General features: G+C 63.4%; 16 protein-coding genes. 6 read left to right on the top strand and 10 right to left on the bottom strand.

Annotated elements, in window-relative coordinates:
- Positions 1–6: 6 nt before the first annotated feature.
- The 3 genes from ACFOEV_RS08930 to ACFOEV_RS08940 form a co-directional block, all read right to left on the bottom strand.
- A complete protein-coding gene (locus ACFOEV_RS08930; protein WP_386772993.1) occupies positions 7–876 on the bottom strand; it encodes a CobW family GTP-binding protein in 870 nt (289 codons plus the stop codon).
- Positions 877–880: 4 nt separating this feature from the next.
- Positions 881–2,503, bottom strand: a complete 1,623-nt coding sequence (locus tag ACFOEV_RS08935; protein ID WP_386772995.1) for an amidohydrolase — start codon at positions 2,501–2,503, stop codon at positions 881–883.
- A gap of 98 nt (positions 2,504–2,601) precedes the next feature.
- Positions 2,602–3,510: a BadF/BadG/BcrA/BcrD ATPase family protein gene (locus ACFOEV_RS08940; protein WP_386772997.1), complete on the bottom strand. Its 909-nt coding sequence runs from the start codon at positions 3,508–3,510 to the stop codon at positions 2,602–2,604.
- Between the two features lie 269 nt (positions 3,511–3,779).
- Between ACFOEV_RS08940 and ACFOEV_RS08945 the strand changes: the two genes are divergently transcribed.
- On the top strand, positions 3,780–5,705 hold the full coding sequence (locus ACFOEV_RS08945; protein WP_386772999.1) for a beta-N-acetylhexosaminidase: 1,926 nt from the start codon (positions 3,780–3,782) through the stop codon (positions 5,703–5,705).
- Here ACFOEV_RS08945 and ACFOEV_RS08950 read toward each other — a convergent pair.
- Together ACFOEV_RS08950 and ACFOEV_RS08955 are read right to left on the bottom strand one after the other, a co-directional pair.
- On the bottom strand, positions 5,658–6,662 hold the full coding sequence (locus ACFOEV_RS08950) for a glycosyltransferase family 2 protein (protein ID WP_386773001.1): 1,005 nt from the start codon (positions 6,660–6,662) through the stop codon (positions 5,658–5,660). The two genes, ACFOEV_RS08945 and ACFOEV_RS08950, sit on opposite strands and share 48 nt — an antisense overlap.
- Positions 6,663–6,976: 314 nt before the next feature.
- Positions 6,977–7,255 carry a peptidylprolyl isomerase gene (locus ACFOEV_RS08955; protein ID WP_386773003.1) on the bottom strand — a complete coding sequence of 93 codons (279 nt, stop codon included), beginning with the start codon at positions 7,253–7,255 and terminating at the stop codon, positions 6,977–6,979.
- 297 nt (positions 7,256–7,552) lie between these two features.
- Between ACFOEV_RS08955 and ACFOEV_RS08960 the strand changes: the two genes are divergently transcribed.
- Both ACFOEV_RS08960 and ACFOEV_RS08965 read left to right on the top strand, forming a co-directional pair.
- Positions 7,553–7,900, top strand: coding sequence for a hypothetical protein (locus ACFOEV_RS08960; RefSeq protein WP_386773005.1), 348 nt, complete (start codon positions 7,553–7,555; stop codon positions 7,898–7,900).
- Between the two features lie 135 nt (positions 7,901–8,035).
- Positions 8,036–8,659: a nucleotidyltransferase family protein gene (locus ACFOEV_RS08965; RefSeq protein WP_386773007.1), complete on the top strand. Its 624-nt coding sequence runs from the start codon at positions 8,036–8,038 to the stop codon at positions 8,657–8,659.
- Between the two features lie 76 nt (positions 8,660–8,735).
- On the opposite strand, the gene ACFOEV_RS08970 is transcribed toward ACFOEV_RS08965, so the two are convergent.
- Complete coding sequence (locus ACFOEV_RS08970) at positions 8,736–10,307, bottom strand: cation:proton antiporter domain-containing protein (RefSeq protein WP_386773009.1); 1,572 nt, start codon at positions 10,305–10,307, stop codon at positions 8,736–8,738.
- Positions 10,308–10,361: 54 nt separating this feature from the next.
- On the bottom strand, positions 10,362–10,592 hold the full coding sequence (locus tag ACFOEV_RS08975) for an ion channel (protein WP_386773011.1): 231 nt from the start codon (positions 10,590–10,592) through the stop codon (positions 10,362–10,364).
- 58 nt (positions 10,593–10,650) lie between these two features.
- On the opposite strand from ACFOEV_RS08975, the gene ACFOEV_RS08980 reads away from it, so the two are divergent.
- The 3 genes from ACFOEV_RS08980 to ACFOEV_RS08990 are packed head-to-tail and all read left to right on the top strand — an operon-like array spanning position 10,651 to position 13,701.
- Positions 10,651–11,574, top strand: a complete 924-nt coding sequence (locus ACFOEV_RS08980) for a M20/M25/M40 family metallo-hydrolase (protein ID WP_386773013.1) — start codon at positions 10,651–10,653, stop codon at positions 11,572–11,574.
- Positions 11,575–11,624: 50 nt separating this feature from the next.
- Positions 11,625–12,179, top strand: a complete 555-nt coding sequence (locus ACFOEV_RS08985; protein ID WP_386773015.1) for a PH domain-containing protein — start codon at positions 11,625–11,627, stop codon at positions 12,177–12,179.
- Positions 12,180–12,186: 7 nt separating this feature from the next.
- Positions 12,187–13,701, top strand: a complete 1,515-nt coding sequence (locus tag ACFOEV_RS08990) for a PH domain-containing protein (RefSeq protein ID WP_386773017.1) — start codon at positions 12,187–12,189, stop codon at positions 13,699–13,701.
- A gap of 75 nt (positions 13,702–13,776) precedes the next feature.
- Here the strand turns inward: ACFOEV_RS08990 and ACFOEV_RS08995 are convergent, their stop codons facing one another.
- From ACFOEV_RS08995 to ACFOEV_RS09005, 3 genes are read right to left on the bottom strand one after another with little or no spacing between them, the layout of a single operon-like run.
- A complete protein-coding gene (locus ACFOEV_RS08995; protein WP_386773019.1) occupies positions 13,777–14,595 on the bottom strand; it encodes an ABC transporter ATP-binding protein in 819 nt (272 codons plus the stop codon).
- On the bottom strand, positions 14,589–15,662 hold the full coding sequence (locus ACFOEV_RS09000) for a FecCD family ABC transporter permease (protein WP_386773021.1): 1,074 nt from the start codon (positions 15,660–15,662) through the stop codon (positions 14,589–14,591). The genes ACFOEV_RS08995 and ACFOEV_RS09000 overlap by 7 nt, the downstream gene beginning before the upstream one ends.
- Complete coding sequence (locus ACFOEV_RS09005) at positions 15,655–16,791, bottom strand: ABC transporter substrate-binding protein (protein ID WP_386773025.1); 1,137 nt, start codon at positions 16,789–16,791, stop codon at positions 15,655–15,657. The genes ACFOEV_RS09000 and ACFOEV_RS09005 overlap by 8 nt, the downstream gene beginning before the upstream one ends.
- Positions 16,792–16,843 lie beyond the last annotated feature (52 nt).

Below are 16,843 nucleotides of genomic sequence, written 5' to 3' on the forward strand. Positions count from 1 at the left end.
GGAGGCTCAAAGTTCACGCAGCGCTGCCAGCAGCGAGCGGAGCTCGTGGCTCTGGTGACCGATCACCACGAGTGCCTGGGTCCGGCCGGCGGAGGTGGCGACACGTGTCGTACGTCCGCCGGCAAACTGCACGACGTAGCGCGTACCCGATCGATCGTTGGCCCGCACCAGGCCTTTGGCACGCACCAGACTGGGGGCGGCAGCGGCGAGCAGGGCATTGAGCGCCTCGACATCGATGGGGTGGGGCAGCGGCAGGCTTTCCGTGACCAGCGCACCGCTGCTGCCCCCGACCGTGGCTGGCTCGGTCGGGGGTGGCCCTTCGGCTTCCTCGAGCACCCAGCTTGCTGCGGGATTGATGGCGGCGATGCGCTGCAGGAGATGCTCGCGCTGCTCGTCGGTGAGCCAGTTCACCCGGTTGATGCGCAAGCGGGAAACCTCCTGGATCTGTGCGATGACGAGGTCGCTGATGGCGGCATCGCGGTGGTGGCGTTCGAAGGCGCTGGCATCGACCAGCGTTTCGCTCTCGTCGAGCCGGTAGCCCTGCGCGGCAGCAAACAGTTGTTGCAGTGGGCGAGGCCTGGCGATGCCGCTGGCTTCGAAGACGAGGTGGGTGGGACGCCGCGACCAGCGCTTGATGTCACGCAACTGGGCGGAGAGATTCCCCGAGATGCCGCAACAGGCGCAGCCGTTGTCGAGCCGCAGGATGTTGTCTTCCCGTGACTCGATCAGGGCGGCGTCGATATTGATCCGCCCGAAGTCATTGACCAGGAACAAGGCATTCTCCAAGGCACCGCTGCGGATCAGAGAATTGATGCGAGTGGTCTTGCCGCTGCCGAGAAACCCGCAAAGCAGGGTCGTGGGGATCGCCTGTGCCATTGCGTCATTCCTCGCCGGTCGGGCGCCCGGAGAGCACGGTGTCGTGCACGCGGATGTCCTTGAGCGGCGTGTCGCTGTCCAGCGGATCTTCGTCGAGCACCGTGATATCCGCCCACTTGCCCGGTTCCAGGCTGCCGACACGATCGTCCAGTCGTAGCGTGTAAGCCGCGCCCAGGGTGATGGCCTCCAGTGCCCGAGCTCGGCTGATCTTTTCGGTCTCGCCTAGCACGCTGCCGCCGGCGGTTTGCCGCGTGGTGGCACACCAGGCGGTGAACAGCGGCGACAGTGGTGTGACCGGTGCATCGCAGTGGATGCCGAAGGGAATGCCCAGGCGGTCGGCGCTGGCCGTGGGCTCCAGGCGCTGGCAGCGATCGAAGCCCAGCGTCTTGGTGAGATGAATGTCGCCCCAGTAATAGATGTGGTTGGCGAAGATATTCAGGCAGGCGCCGAGTCGTGCCACGCGCTTCAATTGATCCTGACGGATCAACTGCACGTGTTGCAGGGTGTGGCGGTGATCCGGCCGGGGCCACATCGCCAGGGCTTCGTCGAGGGCATCGAGGATGACGGCGATGGCCTCGTCGCCATTGGTGTGCACATGCAGGTGCAACCCGGCCTGATGGTAATGCTGAACCATGTCGTGGAAGGTCTGTGGCGGAGCGTTCCAGACACCGTTCACGGGACCGGTGAGATATCCCGGCCACTGCAGGCGTGCGGTGAAATTCTGGATGGCGCCGTCGGTGACCAGTTTGACCAGGCCGAAGTGCAGGCGCTCGTGGTTGTGCCGCCTGGCCTCGCGCACGATCTCGCTGCCGGTATGTGGCTCCCAGGCGAGGGCATTGAGTGCGGGCACCAGGCGCACCGGAAAATCCGCTTGAGCCGTGGCGGTGTGCATGGCCTCGATGGCGGCCTCGTGCATGGGGTTGAGCAGGTCGGTGATGGTGGTGATGCCTTCGCGCCTGGCGGCTCGGGCGTAACGCACGAGCGCGCGCGTGCTGGAGGCGCCGTCGAAGATATCGAACCCCAGTGCATCGAACACCAGATGCATGGCGGGCAATTCCTGCAGCTCGCCATTGGGCTGGCCGTTCGTGCCGCGCATGATGCCTTCGAGATCCATGTCGTTCAGTCCGACCAGACGGATGACCGCGCTATTGACGGTCATGACATGCAGGCTGGCATGCATGATGACGATCGGGCGCTGGTCGCTGACCGCATCGAGGTGACGCTTGTCGATCCGTTCGCCGTCGAAGTACACCGGGTCGAAGCCCCAGGCGATCAGCGGCTCGTTCGAGGAGCCATCGTGAATATGCTCGGCGAGTCGACGTTGCACCGCCTCGGGACTCCTGACGCCTTGCCAGGGCTTGCCGTCGGGATCCCGCTTGTCGAAGTAGCCGAGATAGAGGTGATCCCAGATCGAGCCTTCCAGCGCATGGCTATGGCCTTCCACGAAGCCGGGCACCAGCACCTTGTCGGCATAGCGGTCGTCGACGCGCACCTCGCCGTGACGCTCGATTTCCTCCAACGGTCCCACGCCCAGCACGCGGCCCTCGCGTACCGCCACGCACTGTCCGATGGGCTGCGCGGGGTTCATGGTGCGAATGGTCCTGGCGGTATAGGCGATGATCGTCATGCGAACTCTCCGACTGAAGCCGTCTTCTTCAGTCTAGGTTCACCCGCTTCATCGTTTCGACTCTGCGTATGCCTTGAAGCCCGCGAGTGCGGCAGCCTTTAGGGTTCGAAATCTGGGGAGCGTGCCAGCAGGCGGGCCCCGTCCAGCGCATCGCCGCAAGGCGATGCCAGCCGTCGCCGTATCTCGTTCCCCAGCAAGGGGGCCAGCGCCTGGCCGACGCTGCCCAGCAGACACAGGCGTTCCACCCCCAGGTTCAGTACCCCCTCGGCCAGCATGGTGGCATCGTCGACCGCCTGGTCGAGTAGCTCTCCTGCCAGGGCATCCCCTTCCTCGGCTGCGGTGAAGACTTCCGGCGCGAAACTGGCGTAATCACACGGCTGCGCCGAGTATTGCCACCGCACCATTGACATGATGTCGTTGTCGAAGGCTTGTAGGAGACGTTTGGTCAGTACTGACGGGGGGCGCAGGTTCTCGTGACTCAGCAACGCCGCGCGCAGGGCGAGTAGGCCCAGCCAGGCGCCACTGGCGTGGTCGGAAATCGGGAACCCCCAGCCCCCGAGGCTGCGGAAACGGCCGTGGACCAGCGCCATGCCGCAGGAGCCGGTGCCGATGATCAAGATGCCACCATCGTTGCCGCCGAAGGCACCGAGGACGGCGGTGTGGGCATCGCTGGCCACCTGCACCGAAGCGAATGGGTGAGGAAATGCCAGTACCTTGCGCCGTTCCTCGGCATTCACCGCACCGGCCAGCCCCAGCCCGGCATGGATGCGGGACAGCGCGATCGCAGTCAACCCAGCCGCTCCGAGAGCCTCTTGAGCGGCCTGGAGGATGTGCTCCCAGACGGGTTTCATGCCGTGTCGAACGCTGGCACTGCCTGATTGTCCTTCACCCAAGGGGCGATCCAGGCTGTCGTAGAGGCGAGCACGGCAGTGGGTGCCGCCGCCATCCACTCCCAGATACAGCGGTTCAATGGCATTCGGCGTTGCGGATAGGTCGTGGGCGGTCATCGATAACCCAACGCCCCCTTGCCGGCGAGTGTGGCTCGGAGCGGGTCACGGTGGCGGTATTGGTGGGGGCTGATAATCACGAAATTGACCATTATATTAGCATGATTGTGGCTCATGATCGGCATTGAGGAATAGCCGCCCGTCTTTCCTTCGATATCGATCGCTATGAGTTTGCGTCCCGGGGAGAGGAAAACCCTGGAAAGGGGGAAGATTCGTTCAGAGGTTCCAACAGCGCCATGCTGATATTGCACTGCACACCCGAATCGACCGTGAGGCAGTTGCGCCTGCGTCTGGAGAATCATCACGCTGGGGAATTGCGAGACTGGCACTTGCACCTGAATCTGGTGCGTGGGGTTCGCCAAGTGGTGAGCGGCAACGCCCGGTTGGTGCGGCAGACCGGTAGCCACTGCCTGCTGGCGATGACCCAACGCCTGGGTGAAGCCGACCATATGGAGTGTGTGCTGGAGCTGGAAGTGCCGGTGGTTCGCGTGACCAAGCTGCCATTGGCCGCTTACGTGGTGGCGTCTGACCATCCGAATAGCCTGCCTGTCACGGTATGCTGGTCGGGAGCCGAAACCAGGGACACCGGGGCTGAGGCGAAGACGGTGGACCTGCCCGGGTTGATTCCGTGGCCCCGCTATGTGGAGTGGCTGCCTGGGCGTTTCTCACTAGGCGAAGAAACCGCTATCGGCCCGGGGCCGCAGGAAGCGGCGCATGCCGCGCGGTGGTTGCGTGACGGTATCGTCGACCAGTGCCGGGGAGAGGTCACGTTTGTTGAACCTGGACATATCCGTTTCCAGCATGCCGCGGGGCTGGAACCCGCGAGTTACGAACTGGTGGTAGAGCCAGACAGCGTTTGCCTGACGGCCGCCGATGCTGCCGGCTTCCTGCATGCCGCTGCGACTCTGTTGCAACTGCTGCCGGCCAGGCCGATGAACGACCGGGATGCAGCCTGGAGCCTGCCTTGTGTCCGCATTACTGATGGCCCGCGCTTTGCCTACCGAGGGCTGATGCTGGACTGTGCCAGGCACTTTCATCCGGTGTCACGCATATTGCGGCTGCTGGACCTGATGGCCCGTCTCAAGCTCAATGTGTTCCATTGGCACCTGACGGATGACGAGGGCTGGCGACTGGAAATCCGGGCCTTCCCTGCGCTTACCGATATCGGCGCCTGGCGTGGCCATGACGAGCGTCTAGAGCCGCAGTACTACTCTGGAGCCGAACGCAGTGGTGGATTCTACACCCAGGCCGATGTACGCAGGGTGGTGGAGCATGCCGCCCGGCTCGGCATCGAGGTGGTGCCCGAGATCGACATGCCTGCCCACAGCCGCGCCGCCATCCTGGCGTTGCCGGAACTGCTGCAGGATCCGGATGACCGTTCCGTCTACCTGTCGGACCAGCGCTATTCCGACAACGTGCTGTCCCCCGCTCTGGAAGGGACCTATATCTTCGTGGATCGGGTCATGGACGAGGTGTGTGAGCTGTTCCCCGGCCCCTGGGTGCACGTGGGCGGCGATGAAGTGCCAGAAGGAGTCTGGCGGGGCAGCTCGCGTTGCCGGGAACTGATGCAGCGGGAAGGCTACACTCGAGTCGAGGAATTGACCTCGCATTTTCTGCGTTACGTCCAGCGTTATCTGCAGGCGAATGGCAAGCGCATGATGGGTTGGGAGGAGGTGCTGCACGGCCCGGACCTGGATCCCGAACTGGTAGCCTTCGCCTGGACCAGCCATCAGGCGGTGACGGCTATGCTACCCCGCAATGTGACGCTCGTGCTGCAGCCCAGGGAGTGCATGTATTTTGATCTGGCCCAGAGTGACGATTTTCACGAGCCCGGTCTGAATTGGGCAGGCGAGGTCTCCTTGGCCCAAGTGCACCGCTACGACCCGTGGGCGGGAGTGGAGTCGGGATCGTCCACGAGGGAGCGATTCCTGGGAATGCAGGCGGCGCTGTGGTCAGAACTCGTGTCGAGCCGCGAGCGCATGGACTACATGCTATTCCCCCGGTTGACAGCGTTTGCCGAAGTCGCCTGGCACGCCGGAGGTCAGCCGTCTTATGAGGATTACCTGGAACGCATCTCCGCCTACCTGCCCCATCTGGATCGGCTTGGGGTCAACTACCGGCGCCTGGACCGGGAGGAGGTGGCTACCCTAGGTGCCGGTAGGAGCAGGCCCATCGGGCGTCCAGGGAAGGAGTGATCCGAGGCGATGTGGCTTTACCGACTGGGCCGGCTCGTTGCCACGGTCCGTGGCGGTATGGGCGCTTTTGCATACCCACTGGATCAGGTCGTTGCCCGATAGGTCCACCTTGTCCAGGAGAGGGCGATAGCGTGCCAGGAGACGCCGGTACCAGCCGGCAAAGGCGTCCTGGAACTGTGCCAATTGGCCGCGCTGTCCCAGCTCCCTGAAGGCCAGTTCGCGAATGGCGAGATCGGCCTGCAGGCGTTGGGTCTGACCGCGCTCGTCCCAACTGCCCGCTATCCCTGGGTGGCTGCGACGAATGCCGACATGCTGCCGGTAAAAGACTCGTGCCTGCGGGGCGGGGACGAAGCTGGCATCTTGCAGCATGGCGCGGAGGATGAATTCGTCGTCTTCCTGAGATGGCAGCAGCGGATTCCACTCTCCAATGCGTTCCACGGCCTGGCGGGTGAAAAGGTGGCCATGGATGGGAACGAACCAGGTGCCGCGAATCATGTTGTCGAGCAGCTCTTGCTGCGAACGGATCGGTTTGGGCTGTTGTATCGCTTGGTCCGGCACTCCTTCCTCGCTGGCATTGGCGTAGCTACCATAGCTGATGGCCGCACCGCTCCGGCCGCGTAAAGCGGTCACCAGATGATCCACGGCATCCCCGGCCATAAGGTCGTCATCGTCCAGGAACAGTAGGTATTCACCTCGGCTGGCTTGTATGCCACGGTTACGAGCCGTTGCCGGGCCGCCATTGTCCTGCGCCAGGTAGTGCAAGAATAGCCCGTCCCGGTGGCTCCAGCACCGCTCGAACGCCAATACCATGTTTCGTGTCTCGTCGGTGGAGCCGTCGTCCACCACGACCGTCTCCAAGGGGCGATAGGTCTGGTCGACGATCGACTGGATGGCTTGTCCCAGCAAGCGAGCACGGTTGTAAGTTGCGATGACAATGGAAACCAGTAACTTTTGCATATTCTTTTTCCTCCAGCTTGTCATACAGGCATACGCCACACCTGCCCTCGACGAAGTCGAGGCAGCGGGCCGGCAGCATAGGCGCCGGCCACTCTTATGCAATGGAGTCGGAGTTGCTGGCTGTGCAACCGAGAAGACTGCTGTCCAGCAAAGATTGAAATAGGGACAAACCAAAGGGTTTCAAGAGGTGGATAACGCTTGTCGCAGGGCCTTTTCGCTCTGCAGTGTGGTGTCGCGATCGGCAAGGCAAGAATGACGAAGACCGTGGTGGCTTTCCACTCACGGCCTTCCATGACGGCACCTTGTGCTGTCCGTCAGCTACGGCTGGTGATCTCCAGCAGGTGATAGCCGAACTGGGTCTTCACCGGGCCATGCACCTTGTTCAGCTCACCACTGAACACCACCTCGTCGAATTCGCGCACCATTTGCCCTGGACCGAAAGATCCCAAGTCACCACCCTGGCGACCGGAGGGGCAATTGGAATGCTCCTTGGCCACCTCGGCGAAGTCGCGACCGCCCTCGATCTCGGCTTTCAATTCCTGACATTTTGCTTCGCTGTCCACCAGAATGTGGCGTGCGGTTGCCCTTGCCATATCGCTCTCCCGAAGAATGGCGTGATTGCCTGTTGATGGGGCGTCTGAGCTTACCACGCCTGGCCATTGACCAGTAGGAAGCGCCGCTGCAAGAAGGCAGGGCAACCGGCATTGGGAAACGTCGACGTCGATCAATCGGGATCCCTGAAACGGCCAATGGTCTCCATGGCCGCCCGATGCAACAGCATCGCCGAGGCCAGTGCGACAATGGTATCGAGTTCAGTTGCGTGTGCTCGGAACCATTGTCATGCTGCCAGGCCCAGGCCGAATCCCTGCCCAAGAAAACGGAGACACATCATGTTCCCAACCTGGCCCAGAGGCCTGGCCATCGGCGTCTGCCTGCTGGTGCTGTCGGCCTGCGGCGGCAGCGATAGCGTCTCGCAGGTGCCCCTGCCGGTGCTGGCCGCGAGCCCGGCCGCCTACGACGGTGATTTGGTGGCCACGCAGGGCGTGGTGCGCCATTTCGAGGATCCGTTGCATTACTGGATCGAGGACGAGGATCTGCACCGCGTGGAGATCTTCCCTCACGACATGATCGAGCCTTATCTGGGTAGCGCCGTGCGTGTGGTCGGCCGTTTCCGCTTTTCGCCGAGCGAAGGGCGCAAGCTGGTGCTCGAAAGCGTCGAATTGCTCTCGGAAGAATGAAGTGGGCCCCATCTGAATGTCACTTGCTACCTTGGTGGCTTCCTGACGATGATCAGCCGCGCTGCAGTGACGCGGACTGACAAGTCACAACGAGGAGAAACGGGATGGCTACCTTGACGATCAACGAGCCGCACGATGCACGCTAATCACGTGATCGCCCTGGTCATGGCCGCTGGGCGCTCTCGGCGCTTCGGGGGTGCCGACAAGCGTCTGGCGACCCTGCCTGATGGCCGGACACTGCTGGCTGCCACCGTGGGGCGCGTTGCCGAAGTCTTTTCCCAGGCGCGAGTGGTGGTGCGCGAAGACGACGCCCCCCAGGATTTAGGGCTGTCGGAAGACACTCGAGTGATTCGCGCCCCGCGCGCCGACGAGGGGCTGGGGGCAAGCCTCGCGGACGCTTTCGCCGTGCTGGGGCGCGATGCTCGATTGGCCGACGTTGAGGCGGCGGCGGTGTTGCTCGGTGATATGCCGACTATCCAAACGGCAACGCTGCAGACCTTGCAACGCAAAGCCGGAGCATCATGGATCCTACGCCCCTGTCACGCTGGTCGGCCCGGCCACCCGGTGTTTTTCGGTCGCGACTTCTGGCTAGAACTGGCAGAACTGCACGGTGATGAAGGCGGGCGGGCGGTGATCCGTCACCACGCGGCCCGCTGCCGGGAAATCGAAGTCGACGATCCGGGGATTCACACCGATATCGATCGCCCTGGGGATCTTGTGCTCCTTGCCGCTCAGGGTACGGTCGGGCGACCGGGATAAGCCGATATCGGGAATGCCGAGATCGACCCTCCAGGAAGTATGTCGGCATGGACACGAGGAAGGGAGCCAATGTCTGTCACAGGCTGACGCTCCTCTGCTTGTCTTTGGACTGAAAGGCTTCCCAGGTCTTCTCGGCCAAACCGATCCCGGCCCCGGTCATGGTCAGGTAGGTTTCATCCACTCCCGCCGCGAGAAGCTTTTCCGACTCATCGTCGAACATGGTCTGGGCGACGATGGGCCCCGTAAACCCGACCTTTCTGAGCTGACGAGCCGCGATCAGCTTCCCTTCGATATCGGGCATGGCGAGGATCACGGCCTTGATCCGGGATAGGTTCACTCCGTGCCAGAAACCGATATCCTCGCCATCCGCATACACCACATGGCGGCCTGCCGCCTTGTGCCTCGTCACCTTGGAGGGGTCGGCATCCAGGCCGATCACCTTGATGTGCCGCTCGGCCAGGAAGTTGAACGCGGCCGTTCCTGTACGCCCCATGCCCATGACCAGCAATTCGGCGTGATCCAGCGATGCCGGCTGTTCGTCCGGGTGAGCACTGCGTTTCTCGAGCCGGACAAGAAAGGTCTCGAAACGATCGAACAAGGGGTGGGCGAAACGGTTCAATGGGGCGGCGACCACGAACGAGACGGCGACGGTAATCGCCAGGGGCACGAGCCATTCCTCCAGTACGCCGGCAGCCACGATGAGGCCGAATTCGCTGTAGCAGGTCAGGCTTAGCGCTCCCAGGAAGGCATTGCGCGCCCGTAAGCGGAAGAGGATCAGCAGGAAGAAGAAAAGCAGTCCCTTGAGCGGCAGAACCACCGCCATTATCAGGGCGAAGATCAACGCCTCCGTATCGGGGAGGCCGGCCATGCCGATCTGCAGAAAGAAGCCGATCAGCAGGATCTCCTTCAGCCCCCAGAGCGACTTGGATAGCTCCTGCGCCCGGTGATGGTCGGACAGGAGAATCCCCATGATCAGCGCACCGACCTCAGGGCTGAGTCCCACCATCTCGAAGCCCATACCGCCCAGGGCGACGGCCAGTACCACGCCCATCAGCACCAGCAACTCCTCGTGTCCCGCAACGTCCATCAGCCAGTACAAGGCTGGCTTCAGCAAGGGTAGCCCGAGCACCAGCAATGCCCAGTAAGAGGGGGTATGTCCCCCGGCAAGGCTCAGTACGACCAAGGCAACCAAGTCCTGGATGATCAGGATGCCGATGGCCACGCGCCCGTGAAAGGCCCGGAGTTCACGCTTCGATTCCAGCACCTTGGCGGCCAACACGGTGCTGGAGAAAGCCAGCGCGATGGCAAGCATGATAGCGGTTTGGCGATCCAACTGCAGGAAGAAATACAGGCCCAGGGAAAACACGCCAACGGTGAACAGGAAATGCAGCAACGCGCCCCCGAGCACTACCGGCGAAACCAGGTTGCGCAGTTTGAGCTTCAGCCCGACGGTAAACAGCAGCAGCAGGACGCCGAGGTGGGCCACATGCTTCAGTACGGGGCCGGCCTCTTCAGGCAAGCCAACGGAAGGACCGAAGGCATTGAGAGCAAATCCCGCCGCCAGGAAGCCGACCAAGGGAGGCTGCCCGAGCTGGCGAACCAACACACCGAAAACGAAGGCGAACGAGAGCGAAACAACTTCGATCAAAGGGAGCTTTCCTGATGTGCTTGAGTTTGGGAGTTTATCTGGAGACGATCCCTGTCAGTGCCTCGCTGCCGTAGTGCAAGCGAATGGCTTGGGGGTGATATCGCCGTAGCCGAACGTAGTGTACGTTACGGTAGATGAAAAGACGTAGTCCAGCAGCCGTATCAGTGGGCTATCGACCTGGCACTGGGGTGAAGTGAGGCTGGCTAGGGCCGTGGCGACCCCACCGTCGTGTATCGGCCAACGGTCGCCGCTGGGGAGGGCAGTTGGAATGCGGCGATACCTCATTGTCTTGGCTCTGGTCCTGCTTCTCGTTCTGGCGGCGTTTGGGGGGATCTATCGGATCATGTTCCACATGCCTGGCGAGTCCTACCGCGGAACGCCGCCGCCCCTGGGCGCCGCACAAACGGCTTTGCGCGACCGCCTTCGGGCACACGTCCGGGAATTGGCCCAGCGGATCGGCGAGCGCCACTACTGGCGACCCGGGAACCTGCGTGACGCGGCCACCTATATCGAGCAGACATTCCGGAATGCCGGTCACGCACCAGTCAAGCATGCCGTTTCGATCCAGAGCGAGGTGTTCGAGAGTATCGAGGTAAGGCTGCCGGGAACTAGCCCGGACAACGAATCGCTGGTGATCGGTGCCCACTACGACACGATCCGCGGCACCCCCGGCGCCGACGACAACGCCTCTGGGGTGGCCGTTTTGCTCGAGCTGTCACGGCTGCTGCGGGTGGCGAACTTCAACCGGACCATCCGCCTGGTCGCCTTCGCGAACGAGGAAGCTCCCTTCTTTGGCAGCGAGGCCATGGGCAGCCTGAGCTATGCACGTCAGGCCCGCGCGAACGGCGACAACATCGTGGGCATGATCTCCCTGGAGATGCTGGGCTACTATACCGACGCACCCGACAGTCAGCGTCATCCCCCCTTGCTCGGCTACTTCTACCCGCATACGGGGAACTTCGTTGCCTTCGTGGGCAATACGGCGTCACGGCAACTGGTACGGCAGGCCATCGGAACCTTTCGTGAATATGCCGCCCTTCCCTCGGAAGGGCTGGCCGCGCCGGAACTGATCGGCGATATCCGGCGCTCGGACCATTGGGCATTCTGGCGGATGGGATATCCGGCCATGATGCTCACCGATACCGCCAACTTCCGAAACCCCAACTACCATGGTCCCCACGACACCTACGAGACGCTGGACTATGACACCATGGCACGGCTGACCGCGGCGCTGGCAAGGACCGTCGAGGACATGGCCCGGCAATGACGTCTCGCCAGGAAAGCGGGTCATGCCCGCGATGGATGAGGAGGACGTTGATGTTCTCGAATCTGCCGATCGACCCCGATGCGCTGCCTGCCGTAGAGCAGGCTCCCCTGACACCGGTATCGTCTCGTCTGGCGCCTTGCGCAGCGTTGCAGCAACTGTGGCGCTGGCTGCTGATGACCGCGGTGGTGCTGTGGTTGCCGGTGACAAATACGGTGCTCACGGCGTGGCAACCGTCGATTGCCGCCAGTGTCGGTGTGCTGGGCGTGGCGATGGTCGCCCTTGACTGGCGGGAGGCAAGGCGGCGCGCCTACGGGGTACGGAAGCACGACATCATCTACCGGCGCGGCCTGCTGATACACCGCACCCAGGTAGTGCCGCTGGTGCGCCTGCAGCATGTCGAGACCTTGAGTTCCCCCATCGAACGCGCCTTCGGGTTGGTGAGGCTGGCCTGTTTCACCGCCGGTGGGCGAGGCGCCGACCTGTTGATTGAGGGCTTGTCGGCCCAGCGGGCAGAGGCGGTCAAGCGGTACCTGCTGTCGCGACTGGACGGTCGGAATCACGACGACCCTGCGCCGCCGGCTTCGCCGCCATCAGAGCCCGAATGAGTTCGTCATGAGGCAGCCGCGTTCCTCACCACCGCTCGAGCACTGGCAGCGCCTCTCCCCCTGGGCGGTCGGTCTGTTGCTGATCACGAGCGTCATCACGCAGGTCAGACAGCATTTGCCCGTGGTGCTCGGTGCGGGTGCCGGTCTGGCCTTCATCGAGCGTATCGGGTTCTACGAGGTGCTGTTGGGTGGTGCGCTGCTGCTGTTGGCCGCGGTACTGCTCAGCCTGTTGTATTACCGGCGTTTTCGCTTTCGCCTCGACGACGAGGTGCTGGTGATCCAGAAAGGGTTGTTCGAACATCGTGAATTCAAGGTGGCGGCACATCATGTTCAGCATATCGCCGTGCATCAGCCGGTCTATATGCGCCCCTTCGGTGTCGTGCAATGGCAGGTGGAGACGCTGGCCGGTGAGGCCTCACGGATCGAATTGCCGGGCATTCGGCGTGATCTTGCGGATGCGCTCAGCCAACGACTGGGCGGTTCGACGCCGCCGGTCGCGGGCGCCACCGGGGGACTCCAGCAGGCCGAAAGGGACGAGCGGATTCGTTTCGCCATTACCCCCTGGGCTCTGACGCTGCACGGCCTGACCAGTCGGTCCATCTACCTGATCGCGGCAATGCTCTCCCCGTTGGTGCAGCCGCTGGAGCATTGGGTACAGGAATACCTGCCGCGTGCCGGCGCCTGGCGATGGCTGCTGGATTCTCCAGGCGTGGTCTTGAGCCTGGGAGTGGTGACGCTGGTGGTGATACTGGCGGCTCTGGCGGTGATTGCGGCCTGGTGGCGTTTTCATGGTTACGTGCTGCGCGATGACGGGGAACGCCAGGTGCAGGTCAGCGGCCTGCTTCAACGTCAGGAGCAGGCGCTGTCGTTGCGCAGGTTGCAGGTCGTGGAGTGGGTGCAGACCGGTCTCGGACGCGTCCTCGGACGTGGCTATCTGGTGTGTCACCAGTTCGGCACGCCAGCGGGTAGTGGCGCCGAAGAGGGGCGACGGTTCCTGGTGCCTGGCTTGACCGGGGCGCAGGGGCAGGAGTTGACCCGCCTCCTGTGGCCAGGAGTATCGATGGACAGCCCCTTGGCACGGGTGACCGTGATCTATCGCCGCGTGCTCTTTCTCCGGCTGTTGCTGGCCATGATCACCGGGCTGGTGGGACTGGCCTGGCTGGCCGGCGAGGCTCGACCTTCCCTGCCGGTCTGGGGCTGGGGACTGCTGGCGTTATTCCTGATTGGCATGGCAGGAGCCGTGGCTCACCTGCGCTGGAAGGCGCTGGGCTGGGTTAGGGAAGGCTTTCACATGCGGGTTCGACAGGGACTTTGGGGGCAGCGTACCAGCATCTTTCCCCTCCACAACGTCATCTCGGTCAGCATCCAGCAGAGCTGGCTGCAGCGCAGGCGAGGCCTGGCGACCCTGCATCTGTTCCTGGCCAACGGCAAGCTGACGCTGCCGTTTCTCGAGAAAACGGCGGCCCTGGCGCTGGCCGACCGGCTACTGGCCAGTGTGGAAGCGCCACCGCAGGTGGGGTGACTGGCCCGGCTCGATTGGATGCCCGTCAGCGACGAGTGCTGGAGCTTATCGGATAGGATGAAATCAGGACGCTTCCTACTCCGCCGGCACCTTCATCGACGTCTGGGGAGGGCGGTAGCCGATGCCGAACGTCTTGCCCTTCGCCGCCACGTCGTCGACGATGACTTGCCCGATCCCGCGCGAGCACGGCTCGATGCGCGCCTCGACGTGATAGACCTCGTGCAGGAGGGCGGGGGTAATAACGTCGTGCGAAGGGCCACAAGCGATCAGCTCGCCGTTCGCAATGACCATGGTGTGGTCGGAAAAGCGTAGCGCGTGATTGAGGTCATGCAAGGCGATCAGGACCACCATGCCGCGCGCGCGGGCGAGACTCCGCATGTAGGTGAGCACTTCCACCTGCCGCGAGAGGTCGAGCGCCGAGGTCGGCTCGTCCATCAGCAGCACGTCCGGGTCCCGCACGAGCATCTGCGCCAGGCTTGCGAGCTGCCGCTGGCCGCCGGAAAGCTCGCCGATATTCTTGAAGGCGATGTCCGCGATGCCGAGCGCCTCCAGGGTCTCGTCGATGCGCCCCAGATCGTCGTCGCCGACGGACCAGGACGACCCCTGCTTGCGGGCGAGCAGGATCGATTCGTAGACGGTGAGCACGGCGTTGGCAGAGGTGTCCTGCGGCATATAGCAGACGGCGTCCCGTCCCCGCCTCGCGCCCTCGACATGCACCTGCCCTGGTCCTCGCAGGAGCCCCGCGATGCGCTTGAAGAGCGTCGACTTGCCGGCCGCGTTGGGGCCGATCACCGCCACCACCTCGCCGCCCGCAAAGGCCGGTGTCGTCACGTCCTGGACCAGGGGCTTTCTGCCATAACGCGCGCCGAGATCGTCGAGCCGGATGCTTACCATGAGCGCCTCGCATTGGAGAGAATGAGGGAGACGAAGAAGGGAATGCCGATGAGCGACGTCACGACGCCAATCGGAAAGATGGTTCCCGAGACGAGGGACTTGCTGACCACGGAACTGGCGGAGAGGATGAGCGCCCCGGCCAGTGCGGACGCGGGCAGGAAAAAGCGCTGATCCTCACCGATCACCATGCGCGCGATGTGGGGCCCCACCAGCCCGATGAAGCCGATCGTGCCCACGAAGGCCACCGGGATGGCGGCCAGCAGGCTCACCATCATCATCGTCTCCAGGCGCAGCCGCGTGACCTTGACGCCGAAGCTCGCCGCCTTGCTCTCACCCAGCCTGAGCGCCGTCAGCGCCCAGGCGCGCCGTGCGAAGACGGGCAGCGTGACGAAGAGAGCGAGCGTGGTGATGGCGAGCTTCGGCCAGGTCGCCTTGGTGAGGCTTCCCATGGTCCAGAAGACGACGGCGGCCAGGGCCTGTGCGGAAGACAGGTACTGGACGAGCGCCAGCAGCGCGTTGAACGTGAAAACCAGTGCGATGCCGAGCAGCACGATGGTCTCGACCGTCACGCCGCGCTTGACGCTCAGGAGATGGATCAGGAAGGCCGCCAGCATGGCCATGACAAAGGCGTTGAGCGGCACCACATAGTCGATGGCCGCAGGGATGAGGACCACGCCAAAGGCCAGCGCAAGGGCCGCGCCGAAGCTCGCGGCGGCCGAGATCCCCAGCGTGAAGGGGCTTGCCAGCGGGTTGTTGAGAATGGTCTGCATCTGCGCCCCCGCGACACTGAGCGCCGCACCGACCACCACGGCCATCAGCGCCACCGGCATGCGGATCTCCCACACCACGACGCGCACCTGCTGTGTCACGCTGCCGGGAGCAAACAGCGCCTGCACCACCTCGCCGAGGCTGTAACGGGCGGGACCGAGTGCGAGATCGACGCAAAGGCTGAAGAGGAGCGCCAGGCCGAGCCCGATGAGGATCAGTTGCCGCCGCCAGACGAGGGCACGGTAGCGGCCGCGTTCCTCGTCCGGGGTGGGTTGGGCGCTAGTCGTGGGCTCACTCATCGGAAAGCGAGACCCAATGGCCAGGCCGGTAGGTGACCGGCAGGTACCTTTCGTGCAGTTCGCGGAAGGTCGCCTCGGGATCGAGATCGGCGAACAGCTCGGGGTGTAGCCACTTCGCCATCTGCTGGATGGCGACGAACTGATAGGGGCTGTTGTAGAACTGGTGCCAGATGGCATGCATCTGGTCCGTCTCGACGGCCTTCACGCCGATCAGCGCCGGTCGTTCGGTCAATGCATCGAGCTTGCGCAGCGCTTCCGCCTCGTCCCGATCAGGACCGACACCGACCCAGTTGCCGCCAGGTACATAGGCCTCCCAATAGCCGCCGGTGACGATGATATGGTCCGGGTTGGAGGCGATGATCTGTTCGGGGTTGAGCGTACCGAAAGTGCCGGGAATGATATCCTTGGCAATGTTCTGCCCGCCGGCCATTTCGACGAACTTGCCGAAATTGCCGTCGCCGAAACTCATGCAGCAATCGTCCGAATAGCCGCCGGCGCGATCGATAAAGACGGCCGGACGCTCGGGATCTGCCTCTGCGATGACATCGGTGACACGCCTGATTTCGGCGGCGCGCCAGGCGCTGAATGCCTCGGCCCGCTCTTCCTCGCCGAACAGCCGACCGAAAAGGCGCATGCTTGGCTCGGTATTGATGAAGGGATGCTCCCGAAAGTCGACATAGACCACGGGGATGCCGGCGGCAGCGAGCTTCTCGATATACCTGGCGTCTTCCGTCGCCTGCTTCGACTCGATGTTCATGATCACCACGTCGGGATCGAGGGCAACCGCCTGCTCCACGTCGAAGGTGCCATCCTTGAAGCCGCCGAATGTCGGGATCGCCGCCATCTGCGGAAACTGCTCGAGATAGATGGCATAGTTGTCGGGATCGGCCTGACTGAAATCCTCGCGCCAGCCGACCACGCGTCTAAAGGGATCGTCCGTGTCGAGCGCGGCGACGAGATAGATCTGCCGTCCTTCGCCGAGAATGACTCTCTGCACCGGCACGTTCACTTCGACCTGGCGGCCGGCGATATCGGTCACCGTGACGGTCTCTGCCTGCGCGTGGAGGGTCGGGGACAAGGCGGCGAAAAAGACGAGGGCAGCACGCGCTGCAAACTTCCGGAGATTCATGGCGGTCTCGCGGTTGAGAAAGGAATGCGCAGAACTCTATGAGAAATGACTC

This window comes from Litchfieldella rifensis (assembly GCF_042646605.1).
Taxonomy (GTDB): Bacteria; Pseudomonadota; Gammaproteobacteria; order Pseudomonadales; family Halomonadaceae; genus Litchfieldella; species Litchfieldella rifensis.